Annotated in this window: 22 protein-coding genes; 10 read left to right on the top strand and 12 right to left on the bottom strand. The window is 57.2% G+C overall.

Annotated features, from left to right (window positions below; genetic code table 11):
* Nucleotides 1–218 precede the first annotated feature (218 nt).
* Entirely contained in the window at nucleotides 219–512 is a 294-nt protein-coding gene (locus KHA73_RS13525; protein ID WP_234584849.1) for a hypothetical protein, read from the top strand.
* Between the two features lie 278 nt (nucleotides 513–790).
* Here KHA73_RS13525 and KHA73_RS13520 read toward each other — a convergent pair whose 3' ends face one another.
* Nucleotides 791–967, bottom strand: a complete 177-nt coding sequence (locus KHA73_RS13520; protein WP_234584847.1) for a GhoT/OrtT family toxin — start codon at nucleotides 965–967, stop codon at nucleotides 791–793.
* A gap of 683 nt (nucleotides 968–1,650) precedes the next feature.
* On the opposite strand from KHA73_RS13520, the gene KHA73_RS13515 reads away from it, so the two are divergent.
* Nucleotides 1,651–2,346 carry an alpha/beta hydrolase gene (locus KHA73_RS13515; protein ID WP_234584846.1) on the top strand — a complete coding sequence of 232 codons (696 nt, stop codon included), beginning with the start codon at nucleotides 1,651–1,653 and terminating at the stop codon, nucleotides 2,344–2,346.
* A gap of 337 nt (nucleotides 2,347–2,683) precedes the next feature.
* Here KHA73_RS13515 and KHA73_RS13510 read toward each other — a convergent pair whose 3' ends face one another.
* The 3 genes from KHA73_RS13510 to yeaG form a co-directional block, all read right to left on the bottom strand.
* Nucleotides 2,684–2,914 (bottom strand): hypothetical protein, encoded by a 231-nt coding sequence (locus tag KHA73_RS13510; RefSeq protein WP_234584844.1) that lies wholly within the window; start codon nucleotides 2,912–2,914, stop codon nucleotides 2,684–2,686.
* 340 nt (nucleotides 2,915–3,254) lie between these two features.
* A complete protein-coding gene (locus KHA73_RS13505) occupies nucleotides 3,255–4,523 on the bottom strand; it encodes a YeaH/YhbH family protein (RefSeq protein WP_234584842.1) in 1,269 nt (422 codons plus the stop codon).
* 131 nt (nucleotides 4,524–4,654) lie between these two features.
* Nucleotides 4,655–6,589 (bottom strand): protein kinase YeaG, encoded by a 1,935-nt coding sequence (gene yeaG, locus KHA73_RS13500; protein WP_234584841.1) that lies wholly within the window; start codon nucleotides 6,587–6,589, stop codon nucleotides 4,655–4,657.
* 486 nt (nucleotides 6,590–7,075) lie between these two features.
* Here yeaG and KHA73_RS13495 point away from each other — a divergent pair, with 486 nt between their 5' ends.
* Nucleotides 7,076–7,780: a MipA/OmpV family protein gene (locus KHA73_RS13495; RefSeq protein WP_272496180.1), complete on the top strand. Its 705-nt coding sequence runs from the start codon at nucleotides 7,076–7,078 to the stop codon at nucleotides 7,778–7,780.
* A gap of 108 nt (nucleotides 7,781–7,888) precedes the next feature.
* Here the strand turns inward: KHA73_RS13495 and KHA73_RS13490 are convergent, their stop codons facing one another.
* Both KHA73_RS13490 and gapA read right to left on the bottom strand, forming a co-directional pair.
* A complete protein-coding gene (locus tag KHA73_RS13490) occupies nucleotides 7,889–8,764 on the bottom strand; it encodes a D-hexose-6-phosphate mutarotase (protein WP_234584840.1) in 876 nt (291 codons plus the stop codon).
* 81 nt (nucleotides 8,765–8,845) lie between these two features.
* A complete protein-coding gene (gene gapA, locus KHA73_RS13485) occupies nucleotides 8,846–9,841 on the bottom strand; it encodes a glyceraldehyde-3-phosphate dehydrogenase (protein WP_061794510.1) in 996 nt (331 codons plus the stop codon).
* A 348-nt stretch (nucleotides 9,842–10,189) separates the two neighbouring features.
* Between gapA and msrB the strand changes: the two genes are divergently transcribed.
* Together msrB and KHA73_RS13475 are read left to right on the top strand one after the other, a co-directional pair.
* The gene (msrB, locus tag KHA73_RS13480; protein WP_234584839.1) at nucleotides 10,190–10,603 is read left to right on the top strand and encodes a peptide-methionine (R)-S-oxide reductase MsrB; all 414 of its coding nucleotides are present in this window, start codon (nucleotides 10,190–10,192) and stop codon (nucleotides 10,601–10,603) included.
* Between the two features lie 63 nt (nucleotides 10,604–10,666).
* Nucleotides 10,667–10,939: a YeaC family protein gene (locus KHA73_RS13475; RefSeq protein ID WP_234584838.1), complete on the top strand. Its 273-nt coding sequence runs from the start codon at nucleotides 10,667–10,669 to the stop codon at nucleotides 10,937–10,939.
* Nucleotides 10,940–10,976: 37 nt separating this feature from the next.
* Here KHA73_RS13475 and KHA73_RS13470 read toward each other — a convergent pair whose 3' ends face one another.
* The 4 genes from KHA73_RS13470 to sppA all read right to left on the bottom strand — a co-directional run bounded on the left by KHA73_RS13470 (nucleotide 10,977) and on the right by sppA (nucleotide 16,105).
* Nucleotides 10,977–12,257, bottom strand: a complete 1,281-nt coding sequence (locus tag KHA73_RS13470; RefSeq protein ID WP_234584837.1) for a glycoside hydrolase family 18 protein — start codon at nucleotides 12,255–12,257, stop codon at nucleotides 10,977–10,979.
* Nucleotides 12,258–12,487: 230 nt separating this feature from the next.
* Nucleotides 12,488–13,120, bottom strand: coding sequence for a bifunctional nicotinamidase/pyrazinamidase (pncA, locus tag KHA73_RS13465; protein ID WP_234584836.1), 633 nt, complete (start codon nucleotides 13,118–13,120; stop codon nucleotides 12,488–12,490).
* Between the two features lie 18 nt (nucleotides 13,121–13,138).
* Complete coding sequence (gene ansA / locus KHA73_RS13460; RefSeq protein ID WP_234584835.1) at nucleotides 13,139–14,155, bottom strand: asparaginase; 1,017 nt, start codon at nucleotides 14,153–14,155, stop codon at nucleotides 13,139–13,141.
* A gap of 93 nt (nucleotides 14,156–14,248) precedes the next feature.
* Nucleotides 14,249–16,105, bottom strand: a complete 1,857-nt coding sequence (gene sppA, locus KHA73_RS13455) for a signal peptide peptidase SppA (protein WP_234584834.1) — start codon at nucleotides 16,103–16,105, stop codon at nucleotides 14,249–14,251.
* 160 nt (nucleotides 16,106–16,265) lie between these two features.
* Here sppA and KHA73_RS13450 point away from each other — a divergent pair, with 160 nt between their 5' ends.
* From KHA73_RS13450 to KHA73_RS13430, 5 genes are all read left to right on the top strand, one after another.
* Nucleotides 16,266–16,817 carry an NAD(P)H nitroreductase gene (locus KHA73_RS13450; protein WP_234584833.1) on the top strand — a complete coding sequence of 184 codons (552 nt, stop codon included), beginning with the start codon at nucleotides 16,266–16,268 and terminating at the stop codon, nucleotides 16,815–16,817.
* Between the two features lie 157 nt (nucleotides 16,818–16,974).
* Entirely contained in the window at nucleotides 16,975–18,018 is a 1,044-nt protein-coding gene (gene selD / locus KHA73_RS13445; RefSeq protein WP_234584832.1) for a selenide, water dikinase SelD, read from the top strand.
* Complete coding sequence (gene mnmH / locus KHA73_RS13440; RefSeq protein WP_234584830.1) at nucleotides 18,018–19,136, top strand: tRNA 2-selenouridine(34) synthase MnmH; 1,119 nt, start codon at nucleotides 18,018–18,020, stop codon at nucleotides 19,134–19,136. Before selD ends, mnmH begins: the two co-directional genes overlap by 1 nt.
* Entirely contained in the window at nucleotides 19,136–21,061 is a 1,926-nt protein-coding gene (locus KHA73_RS13435; protein ID WP_234584829.1) for a DNA topoisomerase III, read from the top strand. Before mnmH ends, KHA73_RS13435 begins: the two co-directional genes overlap by 1 nt.
* On the top strand, nucleotides 21,058–21,348 hold the full coding sequence (locus KHA73_RS13430; protein ID WP_234584827.1) for a DUF1496 domain-containing protein: 291 nt from the start codon (nucleotides 21,058–21,060) through the stop codon (nucleotides 21,346–21,348). Before KHA73_RS13435 ends, KHA73_RS13430 begins: the two co-directional genes overlap by 4 nt.
* A gap of 21 nt (nucleotides 21,349–21,369) precedes the next feature.
* Here KHA73_RS13430 and KHA73_RS13425 read toward each other — a convergent pair whose 3' ends face one another.
* Together KHA73_RS13425 and xthA are read right to left on the bottom strand one after the other, a co-directional pair.
* Nucleotides 21,370–21,771 carry a pyrimidine (deoxy)nucleoside triphosphate diphosphatase gene (locus tag KHA73_RS13425; protein ID WP_234584826.1) on the bottom strand — a complete coding sequence of 134 codons (402 nt, stop codon included), beginning with the start codon at nucleotides 21,769–21,771 and terminating at the stop codon, nucleotides 21,370–21,372.
* A 46-nt stretch (nucleotides 21,772–21,817) separates the two neighbouring features.
* Nucleotides 21,818–22,624 (bottom strand): exodeoxyribonuclease III, encoded by an 807-nt coding sequence (gene xthA, locus KHA73_RS13420; RefSeq protein ID WP_234584825.1) that lies wholly within the window; start codon nucleotides 22,622–22,624, stop codon nucleotides 21,818–21,820.
* Nucleotides 22,625–22,659: the final 35 nt, after the last annotated feature.

Raw genomic sequence — 22,659 nt, 5'->3', positions numbered from 1 at the left:
TCCTGAGCTGTACCGCGTGACGCCGTTGTTTTCAAAAGCAGCAGACTGCTTTATTTGAAATTCATAGGGTATATATCACCTGGCCGCTAAATGAAAATTAAACGCCTGACAGGCTTTATTTTGCGTTCGGCAGGGAACTAACTTCATCTCACCGGGTCTGTTCCCTCGGGGAAGTTGCTGGGCGTCTTTATGCCGTGATTTAAGAGTAACTAATTGATATGAAAGACTATAAAAACAATTCATTCACCAAGTGCTTGATGATGTTCACCGTGGCGGTCTATTGCTTTTTGCCGCCGGTGCTGACGACCTATTTTTTCGAGTTTTTCAATCTCAACCCTTTCGCCATTATCAAATGTTGGCACTTCAATCCCTTTTCCGCCGATCGCGGCATCCCCAGTTATCAAACTTTTCTCTATCTGCTGCTGCTATGGGCGGTGCTTAACCTGGCGCTATGGCTCTGTCTGTGGGCCGCAGCGCGAATATACGCCCGCTGGGTGGCGCCGCACCGCTAACTTTGCTGAAGGATCCGTCGGGGGGCGGCCTGTATGCCGGCCAGGGCGATAATTTACAGCTATGCATTCTCGCACGCCTTTTCACGACGTCTGGTCATTTCGTCAGAACGCCAGCGACACCCAGAACGTCAATAACCTGACCGATCGCCAATACGTCACGATGGCACCGGATATGGCTATTGGGGGGCCGAGCGCACGGTTGTGGCCAGCGAGGGGGATGATTTTTAAAGGTCTGAGATAATGCCCCGCCGGTGATGCGGCGGGGTAGCGGCTTAGCCTCAGAACAGGGAGAACAGCAACACGACCGGCAGACTGAGTGGCCAGGTTAAACCGATAGTCAGCGCGCTGATAAAGCGGATTTTGATGGTGTCCCGGCTAACCAGATAGGTGAAAACCATAGAAACTAAAAGGCCAATCAAATAGAAATATTGTGTTGCAACCCACAGCGACGACATGAAACCCGATCCCAGTTATATTTTTCAGCGGCGAATTCTAGGAGCTTAATTCCAGATAATCAATGGTTGAAGGCCGATTATTCGCGCGGCCCTCTATACCCATAAATTATTGATGGGTATATATTTTCTCTGGCCTTTATTCGATCGACGCCATAACAAAATAAAATCAAAGAGATAATTGGCCTCGAGGTACAGAGAGCCAAAGGAGTGGCCGCCTTGCCTTATAGAGGGTGATGGGGCCCCGATAGGGGCTGCTGTGGTTCGACGTTTAATGAATGTTAAGACCGTAGACGAAAAGGCACGAAAACAACAATGCCAGCAGGCATATCATAAAGAGTATGGAGATCATTTCCTTCACATCTGCATTCCTTTTTCCGGTGAAATTGATTATTTCTCTTTGTTTTTCTGCGGGATTTTAAATCCATATGGGTAAAATTCCTAGTTTTAATCCGCTTTTGGGGCGATTCGATGCGGTGCGGCATTCTGGATCTGGGATGATTCCGCAGCCTGACTGGGCCTGGAAGTTGGCTTACCCATTCCTGGCTATTGCTGAATGGAATAATGCTAACTATATACAAAAGGCATGTATCGGCAGTTTCCGACATAGCGCTCAGGTGCCGGGGGCTTCAGGGCGTTTTCCTGCGTATTCGCGCGGCGCCTTCACATTACAGAAGGATTAGGCAATGAGTAAAAAGCCAACCGTGGTTCTGGTTCATGGATTTTGGGGCGGTGCGGCGCACTGGGGCAAAGTCATTATCGAATTGTCACGCAAGGGCTATGAATCCATTCATGCCGTTGAGATGCCGTTAACCTCACTGGCGGATGATGCGGAGCGCACGCGCAAAATGGTTGCTCAGCAGCAGGGGCCGGTGTTGTTGGTGGGGCACTCTTATGGCGGTGCGGTCATCAGTGAAATGGGCAATCAGCCTAACGTCGTGGGGCTGGTCTATATCGCCGCCTTCGCTCCCGATGCCGGCGAAAGCCCCGGAGGCATCACCCAGGCGCATCCTCCTCTGGCGGCGGCGAACCTGGCCCCGGACAGCGACGGTTACCTGTGGGTGAAAGCGGATAAGTTCCACGAAAGTTTTTGCCAGGATCTGTCCGCGGATGAGGCGTTAGTGATGGCGGTGGCGCAAAAGGCGCCGTTGGCCAGCACCTTCGGCAATGTCGTCAGCGAACCGGCCTGGAAACACAAACCGTCGTGGTATCAGATTTCCAGCGATGACCGAATGATCGCACCGGAAAACCAACAGAGAATGGCGGGGCGCTTGCAGGCTAAAAACATCATAACCTTGAATGCCAGCCATGCCTCTTTGGCGTCGCATCCCCAGGCGGTGGCGGCGTTGATTGATGCGGCGGCTGCTGCGTTATCCGTCTAGCGCGCGCTGGCGCAAAATGACACAGGAAAAGTATGGCATTTAATGCCATGTTCACGGCGACAGTGGCTCGCTACTCTTGGTTTCGTTGTGAAGTGACCGTCGGGAAAGACCGACATACCGAGGTGGCCTCAGGCTATGAGGCCATTTTATTTTTATCTCGGGTTAATTGCTGACAGCCGGGAAAGACCGGCACCTGCTTTTTCCGCTTGCCGCAAGGCAGCTTCCCTGTTTCTTAAGGATAAACGTTGATGTCGGTATTAAAGCTCATGATCAACATGAGCCCGAAAACGACGCAAATAGCGATAGCCGCATAGATATCGGGTTTACGCACGATCGTTTATCGCCCATTGACGCCGATCACTTCGATAGCGGCCCGGTGTAATTTTTGGAAATAATCGTCGGATTGCCTTTCCACCTCGTAGAGCAGGTGGGAGAGCAGGTTCTGCTTGCTGATGGCTTTGTTGGATGAGAGCACCTGAATCACGCTTTTACCTATCAGGCAGCAGATTTGCGTACGGTATTCGTCAACGTCATTCTCGTTGAGACCGTATAGTGAGTAATCGATCATTTTCTGAACCTGGTGACATTTAATTGCCCGCCGAAGCGGGCAGAGAAGCCATAAAAAATAAAATCATGCAAATTTCACTTAGGTAAATATCTGAGTGACATGTTAACGATAACTTAACAAGAATAAGCCTATCAAGCCTCTCCGGGCTCGTGGGGAACGGTTTAGGAAAAACCTCAAAAAAATCCCGAGGCGTTTGCCCGGGAAAATACCGCAGTATCAGTTATAAGGCTTATTACTGCCTTTGGTTATAAGCTTAGTTCTTTTGGTTATGAATCGGTAAGAAAAATGAAAAAAGGCCGGTTAATGTCAATAACCGGCCTTTTCAAGAAGGAAAGCGACGCTAAGCCGTTTGTTTATGGAATAACTCGCGGAAGACCGGGTAGATGTCATCCGGCTCGCGGATGTGCTGCATGGCGAAGTTGTCGAATTTCGCCTGCAGATCCTCATATTCACGCCATAGCGTTTGGTGAGCGCGGCGGGTGATTTCGATATAGCTGTAGTAACGCACCATCGGCAGAATTTTCTTCGCCAACAGCTCGTGACACAGCGGCGAGTCATCGGCCCAGTTGTCGCCATCCGAGGCCTGCGCGGCATAGATGTTCCACTGTGCGGGATCGTAGCGTTCCTCAACCACCTCATTCATCAGCTTCAGCGCGCTGGAAACGATAGTGCCGCCGGTTTCCTGCGAGTAGAAGAATTCCTGTTCGTCCACTTCCTTGGCCTGGGTGTGGTGGCGGATATACACCACGTCGACGTTCTTGTAGGTGCGGCTCAGGAACAGGTAGAGCAAAATATAAAAGCGTTTCGCCATATCCTTGGTGGCCTGATCCATCGAGCCGGATACGTCCATCAGGCAGAACATCACCGCCTGGCTCGAGGGTTCCGGCCGGCGCTCATAATTTTTGTAGCGCAGGTCGAAGGTGTCGATAAAAGGCACGCTTTCGATTTTCTTGCGCAGTTCGGCGATCTCCTTGCGCAGCCGCTCTTCTTCCAGCAGCTGCACCGGCTCGGTGTTTTCCAGCAGAGTCAGTTCATCTTCCAGTTCGTGCAGCGCGCGCCTTTTTCCGGCGGTCATGGCGGTGCGGCGCGCCAGCGAGTTTTGCAGTGAACGCACGACGCTGATGTTGGCCGGCACGCCGTTGGCGGTATAGCCGGCGCGGTGGGTTTTAAACTCCGTCAGCTGTTTGTACTGGTTCTTTTTCAGATTGGGCAGCGCCAAATCCTCGAACAGCAGATCGAGATACTCGTCTTTGGATATCTGGAAGACAAACTCGTCCTCGCCTTCGCCATCCTGGCTGGCGTTGCCCTGGCCGCCGCCACCGCCGCCGCCGCCCTGCGGGCGCTCGACGCGGTCGTTCTGCACAAAGTGATCGTTGCCGGGGTGAACGCGGTGACGTGTGCCGCCGCGCCCCTGATGAAACATAGGTTCGTTGATATCGTCAGTGGGAATGGAAACCGACTCCCCGCTGTCGACGTCGGTGACCGAACGCTTATTGATGGCTTCGGCAATCGACTGTTTGATTTGCGACTTGTAACGGCGCAAGAAGCGCTGGCGGTTTACCGTGCTCTTGTTTTTGCCGTTAAGCCGTCGGTCAATGAAATAGGTCATACATCCCCCAAACGACGTTGCCAACTTTTCATGTCCTGCACGCGACAGCGTAATCGTTCGGTCCGTCCCTGGACCTCGCTGTCACGTCAAATCTCTGGACATGGCCCTGATAATACCGCTGTGCGCCGGCGTTATGAGGATTTTCTGACCCGCAGATACCATTCACACAACAGGCGTACCTGTTTGCGGGTATAGCCTTTCTCCATCATGCGGTCGACGAAGTCATCATGCTTTTTCTGCTCATCCGTCGAGGTCTTGGCGTTAAAGGAAATGACCGGCAGCAGCTCCTCGGTATTGGAGAACATTTTCTTCTCGATCACGGTGCGCAGCTTCTCATAGCTGGTCCAGTTCGGGTTGCGGCCGCTGTTGTTGGCGCGGGCGCGCAGCACGAAGTTGACGATTTCGTTGCGGAAATCTTTCGGGTTGCTGATGCCGGCCGGTTTCTCGATTTTCTCCAGCTCGGCGTTCAGGGATTCGCGATCGAACAGCTGGCCGGTGTCCGGGTCACGGTACTCTTGATCCTGGATCCAGAAGTCTGCATAGGTCACGTAGCGGTCAAAAATATTCTGGCCGTATTCGGAGTAGGACTCGAGGTAAGCCGTTTGGATCTCTTTGCCGATAAACTCGGCGTATTTCGGGATCAGGTAGCCTTTCAGGTGCTCCAGATATTTCTCCGCCTGATCCTGCGGGAATTGCTCACGTTCTATCTGCTGTTCCAGCACGTAGAACAGGTGCACCGGGTTAGCCGCTACCTCGGCATGATCGAAGTTGAACACCCGTGAGAGGATTTTAAAGGCGAAACGGGTGGACAAGCCGTTCATGCCTTCATCCACCCCGGCGTAGTCGCGGTACTCCTGATACGACTTGGCTTTCGGGTCGGTGTCTTTCAGGCTTTCGCCGTCATAGACCCGCATCTTCGAGTAAATGCTGGAGTTTTCCGGCTCTTTCAGACGCGAGAGCACGGTAAAGCGCGCCAGGGTCTCCAGCGTGCCGGGAGCGCAAGGCGCGTGGGTCAGCTCGCTGTGATCCAGCAGTTTGTCGTAGATTTTGATCTCTTCCGACACCCGCAGGCAGTAAGGCACCTTGACGATGTATACGCGGTCGAGGAAGGCTTCATTGTTCTTGTTGTTGCGGAAGGTGACCCATTCCGATTCGTTGGAGTGCGCCAGAATAATGCCGCTGAACGGCAGGGCGGAGATGCCCTCGGTGCCGTTATAGTTGCCTTCCTGGGTGGCGGTCAGCAGCGGGTGCAGCACCTTGATCGGCGCTTTGAACATCTCCACGAACTCCATGATCCCCTGGTTGGCGCGGCACAGGGCGCCGGAATAGCCGTAGGCGTCCGGATCGTTTTGCGCGTGGTTTTCCAGCTTGCGGATATCGACCTTACCGACCAGCGCAGAAATATCCTGGTTGTTCTCGTCGCCCGGTTCGGTTTTGGCGATGGCGATCTGTTCCAGAATGGAAGGGCGCACCTTCACCACTTTGAACTTGGTGATGTCGCCGCCGAACTCATGCAGGCGCTTCGCCGCCCACGGCGACATGATGGTGCCGAGATAACGGTTAGGGATGTTGTATTCTTTTTCCAGAATAGAAGCGTCTTCCTGCGGGTTGAACAGGCACAATGGGTGATCGTTTACCGGGCTGCGTTCGCCGTTGGCGCTCAGGGTGTAGATCGGCACGCGTTGCATCAGCGCTTTCAGCCGTTCCGCCAGCGAGGATTTACCGCCGCCCACCGGGCCCAACAGGTACAGGATCTGTTTCTTCTCTTCGAGGCCCTGCGCGGCGTGCTTCAGATAAGAAACTATCTGCTCGATAGCCTCTTCCATGCCGTAGAACTCTTCGAAGGCGGGATAGCGAGCGATCACGCGGTTGGAGAACAGGCGAGACATGCGTGACTCAAGCGCGGTGTCCACCATAACGGGTTCACCGATGGCCATCAGCAGACGTTCGGCCGCATTGGCATAGGCACTGCGATCTTGCCGGCAAATGGTAAGAAATTCCTGCAGTGTGAACTCTTCGTCCTTGGCAGCTTCATAACGCTGGCGATAGTGGTCAAATATGTTCATGATGCCCGTCCTTTTCGTTATTAGCACAGGTAAAGGGAGCTGGTGATAGTGTTGTGGCTCCCGAAAGAAGAAGTTATACCTGAGTACAGCAACCCGTATGCCAACTTGGTGCGCTTATTATCGCGAGTTGCGCTGTATTGCCACTGGGCTCAGGATAAATTCACCTTCTGATTTAAGCTTAGTTTGCATACTGGAAAATTTCCTGCAGCAGAAAAAGCTTTTTTTAAGTCATATCAATGACTCAGTTATTGCAGAGAGAGCCAAATGCCTTGTCTGGCGCGGTCTGCGGCAGAAAACGTCATGGCACTGCCATGATTAATTCATATTTCCGATCTAAGTTATTCGATCTTGGTTGTTTTCTATTGTAAAGATTAGACGCGCAACCAAATTTTCACATAAACTGTGTGCGCTATTAACCCCGTTATTTATGGAAAAAAACCAGTGAAGATTTCTCAACTCAAAACGCTAGCAATTATCGCTTCCGCAATGGTTTGTGCGCACAGTGCTCAGGCAGGAACCTGGTCACTTGGCGCTTCCGCGCTGGTCAGCCCGGATCCTTATCGTGGTTATCAGGACCGCGTTTATCCGGTGCCCGTGATTAACTATGAAGGCGATGACTTCTACTTCCGCACCCTGACCGCCGGTTATTACCTGTGGAAAGACCAGCAAAACCAGTTGAGCATCATGGGCTACTACTCGCCGCTGGGCTACCGCCCGGGTGACAGCGACGACGACCGCATGAAGCGTCTCGACAAGCGTCGCGGCACGCTGATGGCCGGCCTGGCCTATTCTCACAACGCCGAGTGGGGCACCATTCGCACCACCTTCACCGGCGATACCCTGAACTACAGCAATGGCCTGGTGGGGGATGTGGCGTACCTGTACAAGTTTGACCTCGACGCTTTCACTCTGGTTCCCGGCGTGGGCGTCACGTGGAGCAGCAAAAACCAGAATAAATATTACTACGGCATCAGTGAAAACGAATCACGCCGCAGCGGTCTCGACAGCTACACGCCGGAAGACAGCTGGGCACCCTACGTTGAGCTGAGCGCCAACTATAAAATCAACAAAGCCTGGAACGCCTTCTTCGTTGGCCGTTACGTCAAGCTTTCCGATGAGGTCAAAGACAGCCCAATGGTAGATAAATCATACACCGGGCTGCTGATGACGGGTGTGAGCTACAGCTTCTAACGGCGAGATGCACGATAATAGTGCAGGCAATGCATCATAAAGGGGCGCTGGCGCCCCTTTTGCACATCTATAGTGCGAATGGGCGGCAAGGTTGGCCACCCCGAAGAGTCAGGCATTTTTGCGGCTGCGGAAGGTTACCGCCAGACGTGCAGGCCGTTCGCCGGCGGCGAGCAGCGGTTTGCTGACGCGGCCGGTTTCCACGCACACCATGGTTTTGTAACCGTCGTTGGTCATGTCCGCCATGCTGCAAGACAGCTCAACGCCGGGGTTCCAGGCGATAACATCGCTCATGTGGTGATGATGAACCTCAATGGTGCGCTGCAGCGCCGCATCCTTGATCAGGCTGAAGGCTTCCGGTTGGGTATAGACGCGGTCGGTCTGGCCGTTAAACGTCAGCTCGCCGGTTTGGTGGGCCTCAACGCCGCCCGCCACCTTGTCGATATAGCTGTCGCCGAGGCCCGCGACCTTCACCCGCGCAATATCGCCAATCTGGAAGTAGCTGTGCAGCGCGGCGGTGGCCTGATAGTCGCCGTGCGACTCCAGTTCAATCTCACACTCTTCGCCCAGCTTGAAGCGGGCAATCAGCGTAAAGGCGTGCGGCCACAGCTTGCGAGTCTGCTCGTTGTCTTTCAGCGTGAAGGTCAAAATAACGCCGTTGTCGTCTTCATCGTGCGCCGTCAGGCTCCAGGGCTGGTTGCGGGCAAAACCGTGGGAGGGCTGGCCCGCCGGGCCGAACCATGGCCAGCAGATCGGCACGCCGCCGCGAATGGCCTTGCCCTTTTGGAACGGGGTATTGCCGCTGAGCCAGATAACCGGCTGCTCGCCGCTGGGCTGCCAGGCCAACAGATGGGCGCCTTGCAGGGCCACCGCAGCGCGCACCTTGGGATGGGACACCACCACCACGCCCAGTTCATCGAGCTGACGTTGGCTGATATACGGAGAAATTTGTTCGGTAACGGGCAGGGTGAAAATTTTATCGTTCATCGCGTGGCCTTTTGTTCGCTTAAACACAAATAAAAAGGGCGACATAAATGTCGCCCTCATCATCAGCTTAACATCGTTCCATTATTTGGAGATGTGAGCGATCAGATCCAGAACCTTGTTGGAGTAGCCGGTTTCGTTGTCGTACCAGGAAACCAGTTTCACAAAGTTGTCGTTCAGTGCGATGCCGGCTTTGGCGTCGAACACGGAAGTCAGGATTTCGCCGTTGAAATCGGTAGAAACCACGTCGTCTTCAACGTAGCCCAGAACGCCTTTCATAGAGCCTTCAGCGGCTGCTTTGATGACTTTCTTGATTTCTTCGTAGGTAGCCGGTTTTTCCAGACGCACGGTCAGGTCAACCACTGAGACGTTAGGAGTAGGAACGCGGAACGCCATACCGGTCAGTTTGCCTTTCAGTTCCGGCAGAACTACGCCTACCGCTTTCGCTGCGCCGGTAGAGGAAGGGATGATGTTCTGGGATGCGCCGCGGCCGCCGCGCCAGTCTTTGTGAGACGGGCCGTCAACGGTTTTCTGCGTTGCGGTGGTTGCGTGGACGGTAGTCATCAGGCCTTCGATGATGCCGAAGTTGTCGTTGATAACTTTAGCCAGTGGAGCCAGGCAGTTGGTGGTGCAAGAGGCGTTGGAAACGATATCCTGGCCAGCGTATTTCTCAAAGTTGGCGCCGCGAACGAACATTGGGGTCGCATCTTTGGATGGGCCGGTCAGCACAACTTTCTTCGCGCCAGCGGTGATGTGTTTACGTGCGGTTTCGTCGGTCAGGAAGATACCGGTGGCTTCAGCAACCACGTCAACGCCCACTTCGTTCCACTTCAGGTTAGCCGGGTCTTTCTCTGCGGTAACACGGATGGTTTTGCCGTTAACAACCAGATGGCCGTCTTTAACTTCTACCGTACCGTTGAAACGGCCGTGAGTAGAGTCATATTTCAGCATGTAAGCCATGTACTCTGCGTCCAACAGATCGTTGATTGCAACGATTTCGATGTCAGAACGTTCCTGAGCAGCACGGAAAACAATGCGACCGATACGGCCAAAACCGTTGATACCTACTTTGATAGTCATATATTCCACCAGCTATTTGTTAGTGAATAAAAGGTTGGTTGTAAAATTACAAAAACCTTACCAAGCGTCAAGCGGAATCGTGTCAATTCTTGCGGCAAGTCAAACCTGGCGGTCGTTTTTGCGCGCTTATTGCACAGTCCGTTTGCGTTCGGCCTCATCCGTAATATGGGGTCAAACCGCTAAGTATAAAGTCAGCACAAACAGGATATGTGATCGGTATCACATATCGTCGCGACGTGACCTTTATGGGCTACAGTTTAGGCCAAAAATCCCTGCAAGGGTGTTAATTTTTTGTTATTATTAATCATTGTTTTCGTTGACATTATCCACATTCAGAGAAACGCACAAATGGCTAAAGAGACAACCCCTGGCCAATCGGCCACGGAACTGAATGAAATCCAACGTTATGTGACCCAAGAGCGGGGCACCGAAGCGCCGTTTTCCGGCAAACTGCTGCACAATAAGCGGGAGGGCGTGTACCATTGCCTGTGCTGCAACCAGCCGTTGTTCTACTCCGACAGCAAGTACGACTCCGGCTGCGGCTGGCCAAGCTTCTATGAGCCGGTATCCGACGATGCAATCCGTTATCTTGATGATAACTCACACAATATGCATCGCGTCGAGATCCGCTGCGGCCATTGCGACGCCCATCTGGGCCATGTGTTCCCCGATGGCCCGCAGCCGACCGGCGAGCGCTTTTGCGTAAACTCGGCGTCGTTAAGTTTTACCGACGGCGAGAATGGTGAGAAAACCGCCGGTTAAGCGGTAATTCAATCTGAAAAATCGATTCAGCTAATTATTCTTTCGTAAGCGAGAAATGCCCTGATGGAAGTGAAAGATCTGATTGCGGCGATGACGCCCGAAATCTACCAGCGCCTGGTGCAGGCGGTCGAGTTGGGCAAATGGCCGGACGGCGTGGCGCTGACGCCGGAGCAGAAAGAAAACAGCCTGCAGGCGGTGATGCTGTGGCAGTCGATGAACAATGCCGATCCTCAGCATATGAGCATCGGCACCGACGGCCAGATAGTGATGAAGAGCAAGCAGGAGCTTAAACAGCAGTTCGTCGCCGAACCGCTGGTTAAACTGAAACCGCAGTAATGCGTGCAGCAGGGCGATGTCGCCATCGCCCGCCGCTTTAGCGTTTCCCGCCGTTTATCCCCAACGATTCCGCCAGCTGGCGCGCCAGGCGGTTGTTGTCGTCTGCACCGTATTCCCAGAACATCGCGCCGCCCAATCCCTTGCTCTTGATATAGTCGGCCTTGATCGCCACCGAACGCGGGTTCTCGTAGGAAATGGCGAACAGCGGCTTGCCTTCGGCGGATTGCAGCGTCAGGTAAGGCACTTTGGCGTCGTTGTCCCAGTGCGCGCTGAAGCGCCGCTGCGGGTCATTCAGCAGTTTGCTGACGATATCGTTGTATTTGAAGTAGCTGTCCTTGGCCAGATCGAGGCCCAGCGATTTGAACAGCGCGATTTCCCGTTCGCCGAAGTAGGGCTGGGTTACCGGATGCCTGGCGGCGTCCGGCTTGTCCCAGTCGATCCCCGCTTCGGTCGCCCGTTTGGGCACCCGGCCATAAAAACCTATGCCCAGATTCATCTGCGCGGGCTTCAGGCCGGCTGCCAGGTAGTTATCCACCACAAAATTGGCGCTGTAGCGATCGGCGGCGGCGACGGTGGGCCACCGTTTGGAATCGTACAGGTTGGAGTTGAAGTACTGCGTGCCGTACGCCATATCGTAGGTCATCAGGTTGATGTAATCGAGATAAGGCGCGATGGCGGGGACATCCACCCACTCCTGCGGGCTTTTGGCGTTGGCGCCGACGGCGATGGTCAACAACTGGCCCTTGTTTAATGCCTGGTGCAGCTCCTTCAGCAGCAGGGTGAAGTTGGCGCGGTCCGCCGGTTGGCTTTCCACCAGCCCCCAGGCGCCGTTAACCGGGTATTCCCAGTCCAGATCGATGCCGTCGAGGCTGTACTGTTTGAGCACCTGTTGCACCGAACGGATAAACACCGCCCGGCTTTCCGCCGTCGCGGCCGCGCCGGAGAAACCGCGGGCGCCCCAGCCGCCGACCGAGAGCAGCACTTTCAGTTCCGGGTTTTGCTTGCGCAGCACCGGCAGCAGCTGCAGATCGGCCTGCACCTTCGGCGACAGGTAGATCTGGTGCAGGCGCGCCGCATCTTTCAGCGCCGGGTTGGATTCGTCTTTCTCATTGTTGTAGATCAGGCCGAACGAGTAGTTGAGGTGGGTTATCTGGCTGACGTCCAGTTTGTTGATGTCGCCACCGGGGCCGGCGGTGACGTCGCCGCCGCCGTTGAAGTAACCGACGGACAGATAAGAGGCCGCCTGAGCCATGCCGGCTCCGGCCATACCAAACTGCGCCGCTACCAGCAAAGGCAGCAGCTTACGGGCTAATTTCATGTCATCTCCTTTGGCCGACAAGGTCGACCTGAACCGCCTCAGGCGGTCACAATAAAGCCGGGCTCAACGGGCCCCGGATGCGTATAACCCTGCGATGCCGAAGCATCGGGGTCATAACAGCAAAAGCGCCGGGCGGTAACAAGATGTCGGTGCGGGAGAATGGTCGGAATGTGAGCGGTGTCGAGATTTTCGCCGGCGGGAGAACAGGGCGCCTGCGGCGCCCCTGGAGATCAATCAGCGATAAATTGTGACAGGGTAACCAGCTGGGCGCCGGCCTGCTGCATCGCCTGCAGTGCTCGCTGGCTGTCGCCCGGCTGCAAATCGACGCCGCGGCAGCCGTCGACGATCACCTGGGTTGCGTATCCCAACCGGCAGGCATCCAGCACGCTGAACTTCACGCAGTAGTCGGTCGCCAGCCCCATAATCGCCAGCCGCTCGATGCCCTGCGCTTTCAGCCAGCCGTCCAGCATGGTTTGCGCCCTATGGCCGTTGTCGAAGAAGGCGCTGTAGCTGTCGATGTCCGGGTTTTGCCCTTTGCGAAACACCTCGACGATGGCCGCCTGATGCAAATCGGCATGAAACTCGGCCCCGGGACTCCCCTGCACGCAATGCACCGGCCACCAGATCTGCGGCAGACCTTCCAGTTGGCCCAGGGTGCCCGGCTGCGCATTGGAGTTGACCGCAAAGCTGCGATGGTTGGCGGGGTGCCAATCCTGGCTGGCGATCACCGTTTCGCCGCGCGCCACGCAGGCGGCGATCGCCCGGTTGGCCACGGCCAGGGTGGCGTCGCCGTCCGCGACGGCCAGCGCGCCGCCGGGGCAGAAGTCGTTTTGCAGGTCTATCAGTAACAGGGCCTTTTTCATCGCCGCTCCCTAGTGAGGTTAACCGCTAATGCTCAGTTCGCCGCGCAGGTCTTGCTGCATCAGGCTGCGGATTTGCTTTGGCGTCAGCGGTTGGCTGAGCAGATAGTGCAGTTTAGTCAACGCGGCTTCCACCGTCATGTCGAAACCGCTGATCACCCCGGCATGCGCCAGCGCATTGCCGGTAGCGTAGCCTTCCATATTCACCCGGCCGGAAATGCACTGCGTCAGATTCACCACCACGATGCCGCGTTCGGAGGCGTCGCGCAGCTCATCGATCAGTTCGGGTTTCTGCGGCGCGTTGCCCACGCCGTAGGAGCGCAGGATCAGCGCCTTAACCGGCTGCAGCAGGAAGTTGCGCACCACCGCGCCGGAAATCCCCGGGTAAATGGTCACCACGCCGATCGGCTGCGGCGTAATGTCGTGCACCTGCAGCTCGCCGTTGCAGACCGGGCTGTCGATGCCGTTCTGACGGCGGATGTGGATGCCGGCCTCCAGCAGCGGCGGCAGGTTGGGCGAGGCGAAGGCGTCGAAGCCGTCGGCATGCGCTTTGGTGGTGCGGTTACCGCGGAACAGCTTGTTGTTGAAGAACAGGCTGACCTCGTTCACCGGATGGTTGGCCGCCAGATACAGCGCATTCAGCAGGTTGGTCTGGCCGTCTGAGCGCAGCTCCGCCAGCGGGATCTGCGAGCCGGTCACGATCACCGGCTTGGCCAGGTTTTCCAGCATAAACGACAGCGCCGAGGCGGTGAAGGCCATGGTATCGGTGCCGTGCAAAATTACAAAGCCGTCGTAACGGTGGTAATTCTGCTTAATGTCGTCGGCGATATGCTGCCAGTCTTCCGGCGTCATGTCGGAAGAGTCGATCAGCGGGGCATATTCGTGGATGGTGAAATCCGGCATTTCAGGCCGATGGAATTCCGGCATCAGCGCCAGCTGGCGCTGCAGATGGCCAGAAACCGGGATATAGCCGTGATCGGAGCGCTGCATGCCGATGGTGCCGCCGGTATAGGCGACGTAAATGGATTTCTTTTGCATGGTCATTATTTTAACGGAGATAAGATGCGCTGAATTATAGGGAGATAAGCGCAGAAAAAAAGCCCGGCGGGTGCCGGGCTGAGGATTTATTTGTTAGCGGACTTCTCCGCAGGTCAAACAGATGGCGTAACGGTTTTGCGGGTCGTTCAGATTGTTGAACAGGCCCGGTTGCTCTTTCACCGCCATGGCGACAGACGCCAGCGGCGCAGGCAGCATGGCCTGAATGGCCGTTGGCAGCATGGCGTGAATCGACACGCCGAACTGGCTGAGCACCATATCGCTAAGGCTTGGGGTATCGACGAACCAGTTCAGCTGCCACTGTTTCAGCTTGGCCAGCTCGGCCGCTTTCTTCACTGCGTCGTCGAAGTCGCCCAACTGGTCGACCAGGCCGTTGGCTTTGGCATCGCTGCCTAGCCAGACGTGGCCCTGAGCGATTTGGTCTACCTGCTGCGGCGTCATTTTGCGCGCCTTAGCCACCAGATCGATAAAGTTCTTGTAACCGTTTTCGATGTTCAACTGCATCATCTGCGAGAACTCCGCCGGCAGCGCCTTGGTGACCGCGATATCGGCCAATGGCGAAGTCGCCACGCCGTCGGTATGCACGCCAATGCTGTCGAGCGTCTGCTCATAGGTGTTGATGATGCCGAAGATGCCGATGGAACCGGTCAGGGTGCTCGGGCTGGCGATGATGTAGTCTGCCGGGGTCGAGATCCAATAACCGCCGGAAGCCGCCATGCCGCCCATAGAGACCACCACGGGTTTGCCGGCGGCGCGCACCGCGGCCAGCTCGGAACGGATCACTTCAGAGGCGCTGACGCTGCCGCCAGGGCTGTTGACACGCAATATCACCGCCTTGACGGCCGGGTCCAGGCGCGCCTGGCGCAGCTCTGAGGCGGTGGTGTCGCCACCTACGCTGCCCGGCGTCTGCTGGCCATCCATGATAGCGCCGTTGGCGAAGATCACGGCGATTTTGCCGCCCTGATCCGCCGCCGCCTTCGGCTGATAATCGTAGATGCTGATGGCGTTGAAATCATTGGCCTGCTTATCCCAGCCGAAGGTTTTCACCAGCTGATTTTCAATCACGGTACGTGACGCCAGCTCATCCACCAGCTTGTTGTCCAGCGCGAAGCGGGCGGTATCGCCGCCTGCCGCCTGCAAGCCGCTCAGCACGCCGGCGGCGCCTGGGAACAGCTGTTGCGGCGTCAGCTGGCGGTTGGCCGCCACGGTAGCCAGATAGTTCTGCCACAGGCCGCCGATCCAGCGGCTGTCCGCTTCACGCGCCGCCGGTGACATATCGTCGCGGATCAGCGGTTCGACCGCCGATTTATAGGTACCGACGCGGAAAATGTTGGTGGTGACCTTGAGCATCTCCAACAACGACTTGTAGTACAGGTTGTTGGTGGCGAAACCGTGCAGATCGACCGCGCCCTGCGGCGACAGATAGACCTTGTTGGCGTAGCTGGCCAGGTAGTATTGCGTCTGGTTGTAGCTGTCGCCGATGGCGAAGATAGGCTTGCCGCTGTCGCGGAATTCGCGCAATGCCTTGCCGATGTACTGCAGGGAAGGCTGATCGGCGCCGGCGAAGTCATTCAACTGCAATACCATGCCGGTAATGTTTTTGTCGTCTTTGGCCTTGCGAATGCTGTCAACCACGTCGAACAGGGAGTTTTCCTGCAGGCGGTTGCTGGACGCGCCGAGCAGCTCGCGGCCCCATTGGCGCACCTTGTTGTTCATCGAAGGTTGATCGACCACCACGCCGCTCAGATCTACCAGCAGCGCGCCGCGCGCCGGCACCGTTGGGGTGGTGGAGCTTTGGAAGGACAGATAAATGCCGACCCCAATCAGGATCAGCAACACCAGGAACAGGTTAAGGATCAGTTCCCTGATAAAGTTCAGCAGACGCCATGTCCACCTGAATATGCCGGCAATAATTTGCCACAATGTGCGCATGTGCTCTCCAACAAGAGTCGAGAATGTTCCGCTATCCTAATGAGCGGCCGAAGAAATGTCAGCTTTAAATCGTGGCTCACAGACAGTATGGCCGAGGCTGTAACTCGCTGTAGAGCTATGTTAACGTGATCGTAATGCAAATTGTTATCAGGAGTTTACGATGGATGCACTGGATCTGTTACTGAATCGCCGCTCGGCCTCACGGCTGGCGGAACCGGCGCCGGCGGGCGAAGCGCGCCAGAACATCATCAACGCGGGCCTGCGTGCGCCCGATCACGGCGCGCTGCAGCCGTGGCGTTTCGTGATGATCGAAAATCAGGGTCTGGCGCGTTTCAGTCAATTGTTACAAGCTGCTGCGAAACAGGATCAGATGGACGAGGCGGCGATTGAAAAGGCCACCAAGGCGCCGTTCCGCGCTCCGTTGATCATTACCGTCGTGGCGCACTGCACCGAAGAAACCAAGGTACCGCGTTGGGAACAGGTGGTGTCCGCCGGCTGTGCGGTGCAGGCGATGCAAATGGCGGCGCTGGCGCAGGGGTTTAACGGCATATGGCGCACCGGCGCCTGGACTGAACACCCGTTGGTGCGTGAAGCCTTCGGCTGCCGTGAGCAGGATGAGATTGTCGGTTTCCTGTATCTGGGCACGCCGCAGCTGAAAGCCGCGACCAAAGTGATCGCGCCGGACAGCACGCCTTTCGTCAGCTACTTCTGATCCCTCCGGCGGGCAGGCGGTAAAAATGCGCCTCTGCCCGCAGAATTGCCTTGTTTCTGAGCAAGCTGCACGCTAAACGGCAGCCTGCTCTTACCAATCCCCTCGGCAAGCGCTACCCTATGCTATCTTGAGTGCCGTTAATCGAAGGGAGTGGACTATGACATCGCCGGCAATCCGTTTAACCCAGTACAGCCATGGCGCTGGCTGCGGCTGCAAAATCTCACCGAAAGTTCTCGAAACCATTCTGCACAGCGAGCGTGAAAAGTTTGTCGATCCGCGCTTGCTGGTGGGCAATGAAACCCGCGACGACGCGGCGGTGTACGATATTGGCAACGGCGTCGGCATCATCAGCACCACCGACTTCTTTATGCCGATCGTCGACGATCCTTTCGATTTCGGCCGCATCGCCGCCACCAATGCCATCAGCGACGTTTACGCCATGGGCGGCAAACCTATTATGGCCATCGCCATTCTCGGCTGGCCAATTGCCACGCTGCCGCCGGAGGTGGCGCAACAGGTGATCGACGGCGGGCGTTTCGCCTGCCAGCAGGCGGGCATCGCGCTGGCTGGCGGGCACTCTATCGACGCGCCCGAGCCGATCTTCGGCCTGGCGGTCACCGGCGTGGTCAATACCGAGCGGGTCAAGAAAAACAGCGCGGCGCAGGCCGGAGCCACCTTGTTCCTCACCAAACCGCTGGGGATCGGCGTGTTGACCACCGCCGAGAAGAAAAGCAAGCTGCGTCCTGAGCATCAGGGGCTGGCGACCGAAGTGATGTGCCGGCTGAATGCGCCAGGCGCAGATTTCGCCGAAGTGGCCGGGGTGACGGCGATGACCGATATCACCGGCTTCGGGCTGTTGGGCCACCTGAGCGAAGTGTGCCAGGGCTCCGGGCTGCAGGCGACGCTGTGGTTCGAGCAGGTGCCGAAGCTGCCTGGCGTCGAAGCCTACATCGCCGAAGGCTGCGTGCCGGGCGGTACCGGGCGCAACTTCGACAGCTACGGCCATCTGGTGGGCGAAATGACCAGCCTGCAACGCCAGCTGCTGTGCGATCCGCAAACCTCCGGCGGCCTGCTGCTGGCGGTGATGCCGGAGGCTGTGGCGCAGGTGCAGGCGATTGCCGCGCGCCATGGCATTCAGCTCGACGCCATCGGCGAATTGCATGCCGCGGTAGCCGATAAGCCGTTAATTGAGGTCGAATAGTGCTCACTGTGCAGGGAAGGCCGGACACTGACGATTACCGACGTATTTTTTTGCAGGACGTCCCGTTGATCGACCTGCGTGCGCCGGTCGAATTTCAGCAAGGGGCATTCGCCAATGCGCTGAATCTGCCGCTGATGAACGACGGCGAAAGGCAGGCGGTGGGCACCTGTTATAAACAGCAGGGGCAGCAGGCGGCGATTACGCTGGGCCACAGCCTGGTGAACGGCAGGCTGCGCGAGCAACGCACCGCGGCCTGGCTGGAACAGTGCGCGCGGTGGCCGCAAGGCTATCTCTACTGCTTCCGCGGCGGTTTGCGTTCGCAACTGGTGCAGCAGTGGCTGCGCGAGGCCGGCGTGCACTATCCGCGCATCGCCGGCGGCTATAAGGCGCTGCGCCATTTCCTGTTGACCACGCTGGCGCAAAGCGCCGAGTTGCCGATGGTGCTGGTCGGCGGCAATACCGGCAGCGGCAAAACGCTGCTGGTCAACGCGTTGGCCGACGGCGTCGATCTGGAAGGGGCGGCGCGCCATCGCGGGTCATCTTTTGGCCGAACGCTGGCCGGGCAGAGCTCACAGATTGATTTTGAGAATCGTCTGGCTGTGTTGTTGCTGAAAAAACAGCATGGTGGCTGCCGCCGCTGGGTCCTGGAGGATGAGGGGCGCATTATCGGCAGCAACAACCTGCCGCTGCCGCTGTTCAACGGCATGCAGCTGGCGCCGGTGGCGGTGATTGACGACCCGTTCGAGACGCGCTTGGCGCGCCTGCAGGCTGAGTATATCGACGGCATGCGCGCGCAGTTCGAGCAGGCGTATGGCGAGGCGGCGGGCTGGCTGCGCTACGATGAATATTTGCACCAGGGGCTGTTCGCCATCCGCCGCCGGCTGGGCATGGAGCGCTTCCAGCAGCTGACGCAGCGCCTGGAGGCCGCGCTGCAGCAGCAGCGCCTCAGCGGCAGCGGTGATGCGCATCGGGCATGGCTGGAGCCGTTGCTGCAGCATTACTACGATCCGATGTATCAGTTCCAATTGGAAAAGAAATCCCGCCGGATTGCGTTCCGCGGGAATTATGCTGAAGTAAGAGAATTCCTGATGACGTACAGCCATAAAAACGGTGAATAATGCGACTGTTTATAGCCGAGAAACCGAGTTTGGCGCGCGCCATTGCCGACGTTCTTCCCAAGCCTCACCGCCGCGGTGACGGCTTTATCGCCTGCGGGGGCAACGATGTCGTGACCTGGTGCGTCGGCCACCTGCTGGAGCAGGCGCAGCCCGATGCCTACGACAGCCGCTATGCACGCTGGTCGTTGGCGGATCTGCCGATCATTCCGGAAAAATGGCGGCTACAACCGCGTCCTTCGGTCAGCAAGCAGTTGAACGCCATCAAAAAACTACTGCTCGAAGCCGATGAGGTGGTACACGCCGGTGACCCGGATCGCGAAGGGCAGCTGTTGGTGGACGAGGTGCTGGACTATCTGGATTTAACCGCGGAAAAGCGTCAGAACGTCCGCCGCTGCCTGATTAACGACCTCAACCCGCAGGCGGTGGAGCGCGCCGTCGAGCGGCTGCGCGACAACCGTGATTTTATCCCGCTGTGCGTATCGGCGCTGGCGCGTTCGCGCGCTGACTGGTTGTACGGCATCAATATGACCCGCGCTTATACCCTGTTGGGGCGCAACGCCGGCTACGATGGCGTGCTGTCGGTGGGGCGGGTGCAGACGCCGGTGTTGGGGCTGGTGGTGCGGCGCGACGAAGAAATAGAAAACTTCGTCTCGAAGGATTTTTTCGAAGTCAAAGCGCACATCGTTACGCCCAAAGACGAGCGTTTTGTCGCGCTTTGGCAGCCCAGCGACTCTTGCGAGCCGTATCAGGACGAAGAAGGCCGCTTGCTGCACCGGCCGCTGGCGGAGCACGTGCTCAAACGCATCGAGGGCCAGCCGGCGCTGGTGACCTCTTATAATGATAAACGGGAATCAGATACCGCGCCGCTGCCGTTCTCGCTGTCGACGCTGCAGATAGAAGCCGCCAGGCGTTTTAACCTCAGCGCGCAGCAGGTGCTGGACGTTTGCCAACGGCTGTATGAAACCCACAAGCTGATTACCTATCCGCGTTCCGATTGCCGCTATCTGCCGGAGGAACATTTCGCCGGGCGACATGCGGTGCTGAACGCCATCAGCGTGCACCAGCCGGAGATGTACCCACAGCCGGTGATCGACAGCGATCGTCGCAACCGCTGCTGGGACGATAAAAAGGTCGATGCCCACCACGCCATTATCCCCACCGCCCGCGCCAGCAAAGTTAACCTGACGCAGGATGAGTCGAACGTTTACGGGCTGGTGGCGCGCCAATACCTGATGCAGTTTTGCCCGGATGCGATGTTCCGCAAATGCGTCATTGAGCTGGACATCGCCGGCGGCAAATTCATCGCCAAAGCGCGTTTTCTGGCCGAGGCCGGCTGGCGCACCTTGTTGGGCAGCAAGGAGCGCGACGAAGAGAACGAAGGCGCGCCGTTGCCGGTGGTGGCGAAGGATGACGAACTGCTGTGCGAGCGGGGCGAGGTGGTTGAGCGCCAGACGCAGCCGCCGCGGCCGTTCACCGACGCCAGTTTGCTGTCGGCAATGACCGGTATTGCGCGTTTCGTTCAAGATAAAGCGTTAAAGAAAATCCTGCGGGCGACCGATGGTTTAGGAACGGAAGCCACGCGAGCGGGGATCATCGAGCTGCTGTTCAAGCGTGCGTTTCTTTACAAGAAGGGGCGCTATATTCACTCCAGCGAGACCGGCCGCGCGTTGATCCACTCGTTGCCGGACCTTGCCGCGCGTCCTGACATGACGGCGAACTGGGAGGCCACGCTGACGCAAATCAGTGAGAAATCCTGCCGTTATCAGGACTTTATGCAGCCGCTGGTTGGCACTTTGCAGGAACTGATTTATCAGGCCAAGCAGAGCCGGGCGAGTATGGCGTTTCGTGGTTTGCCGCCGCCGCCTTCAGCTGGCGGCAAAAAGCGCAGGAAGAGCGCCGGCAAGGCGCAGGAGAAGAGTGAATGAAACTGCGATTACTGATATTGGCGGCGGGAGTTGGGTTGTTTTCAGGCACCGTGGGCGCCAGCGGGAGCGTGGATGTGGTGTTGCCGGTTTCCCCCGAGATCTGGGGGACGGCGAAAAACGCCGCTGCACAGCCGGCAGCTCAACCCTGCAGCCGCTGCTGCATTTATCAGAATCAGAATTATTCCGAAGGGGCGGTGCTTAAAATCGAGGGGGAGGTGCTGCAGTGCGTGCGGGACCATAACCTGGTCGGCACCAATCCGTTGATTTGGGTACGCCTGAAAAAGTGACGGCGTAACCTGCGCCGGAACTCAGCGCGCTGAGCGCTGAGCGGCAATATAGGCGTCCAGCAGGGGAATATCCGCCGGCGCCAGATCGTAGTGCTGCGCCTGCTGCGGCGTCACCCAGACGAATTCCGCATGGCAGCGCAGCTGCAGTTCGCCGCTGAATGCGCCTACGCGCCAGGCGTGCAGCCGGATGGTGCGCTCGGCTTGCTGCCATGGGTTGCTGGCGACGTAACTGCCCACGCTGGCCTGAATGCCTAACTCTTCATCCAGTTCACGCGCCAGCGCCTGTGTCTGGCTTTCACCCGCTTCAACCTTGCCGCCCGGAAACTCCCATCGGCCGGCCTGATCGCCGCCGGCGCCGCGCTGCGCCAGCAAAATTTTGCCGTCTTTTTCAATAATGGCGGCTACAACATCGATGATTTTCATTGGCACCACAAAATAAAACCCCGGCGTTTGCCGGGGCCTGAATGCATTACAGCGAAAACTCGGCCCAAACCGGTGCGTGGTCGGACGGTTTTTCCATGCCGCGGATCTGGTAATCGATGCCGGTCGCGGTGCAACGCGCCGCCAGCGGCGCGCTGGCCAACAGCAGATCGATACGCAGCCCGCGGTTGTCGTCGAACCCTTTGGAGCGATAGTCGAACCACGAGAACTGGTCGTTGCGCGCCGGGTTGGCGTGGCGGTAGGTATCCACCAGGCCCCAGTTCAGCAGGCGATCCATCCATTCGCGCTCTTCCGGCAGGAAGGAACATTTACCGGTGCGCAGCCAGCGCTTGCGGCTTTCTTCACCAATGCCGATATCAAAATCGCTGTGGCTGATGTTCATGTCGCCCATGATCAATACCGGCGACTCTACCGACATCTGTTGTTCCAGATAAGCCTGCAAATCCTGGTAGAAGCGCGTCTTGGCCGGGAATTTGATCGGGTGGTCGCGGCTTTCGCCCTGCGGGAAATAGCCGTTGATCACCGTCAGCGTGCCCTGTGGGGTCGCCAGATCGGCCATGATGATGCGGCGCTGTGCGTCTTCATCGTCAGTCGGGAAGCCGCGGCGCACCGCCAGAGGTTGCTCTTTGGTCAGCAAGGCGACGCCGTAGTGGCCTTTTTGCCCGTGATAGAACACGTGATAACCATATTGGCTGACGTCTTCGAGCGGGAACATGTCGTCGTGGACCTTGGTTTCCTGCAGGCCGATAACGTCGGGCTGGTGCTGTTCGATAATTGCCGCCAGCTGATGCGGACGCGCACGCAGTCCATTGATATTAAAAGAGACAAACTTCATGAGCGGTGCCGTTTTCACAAGAAAAATGTGTTGAG

It is taken from the genome of Serratia entomophila (assembly GCF_021462285.1).
GTDB classification, from domain to species: Bacteria; Pseudomonadota; Gammaproteobacteria; order Enterobacterales; family Enterobacteriaceae; genus Serratia; species Serratia entomophila.
Note: the sequence above shows the minus strand (reverse complement) of the source record. Positions and strands in the feature narration are given on the sequence as shown.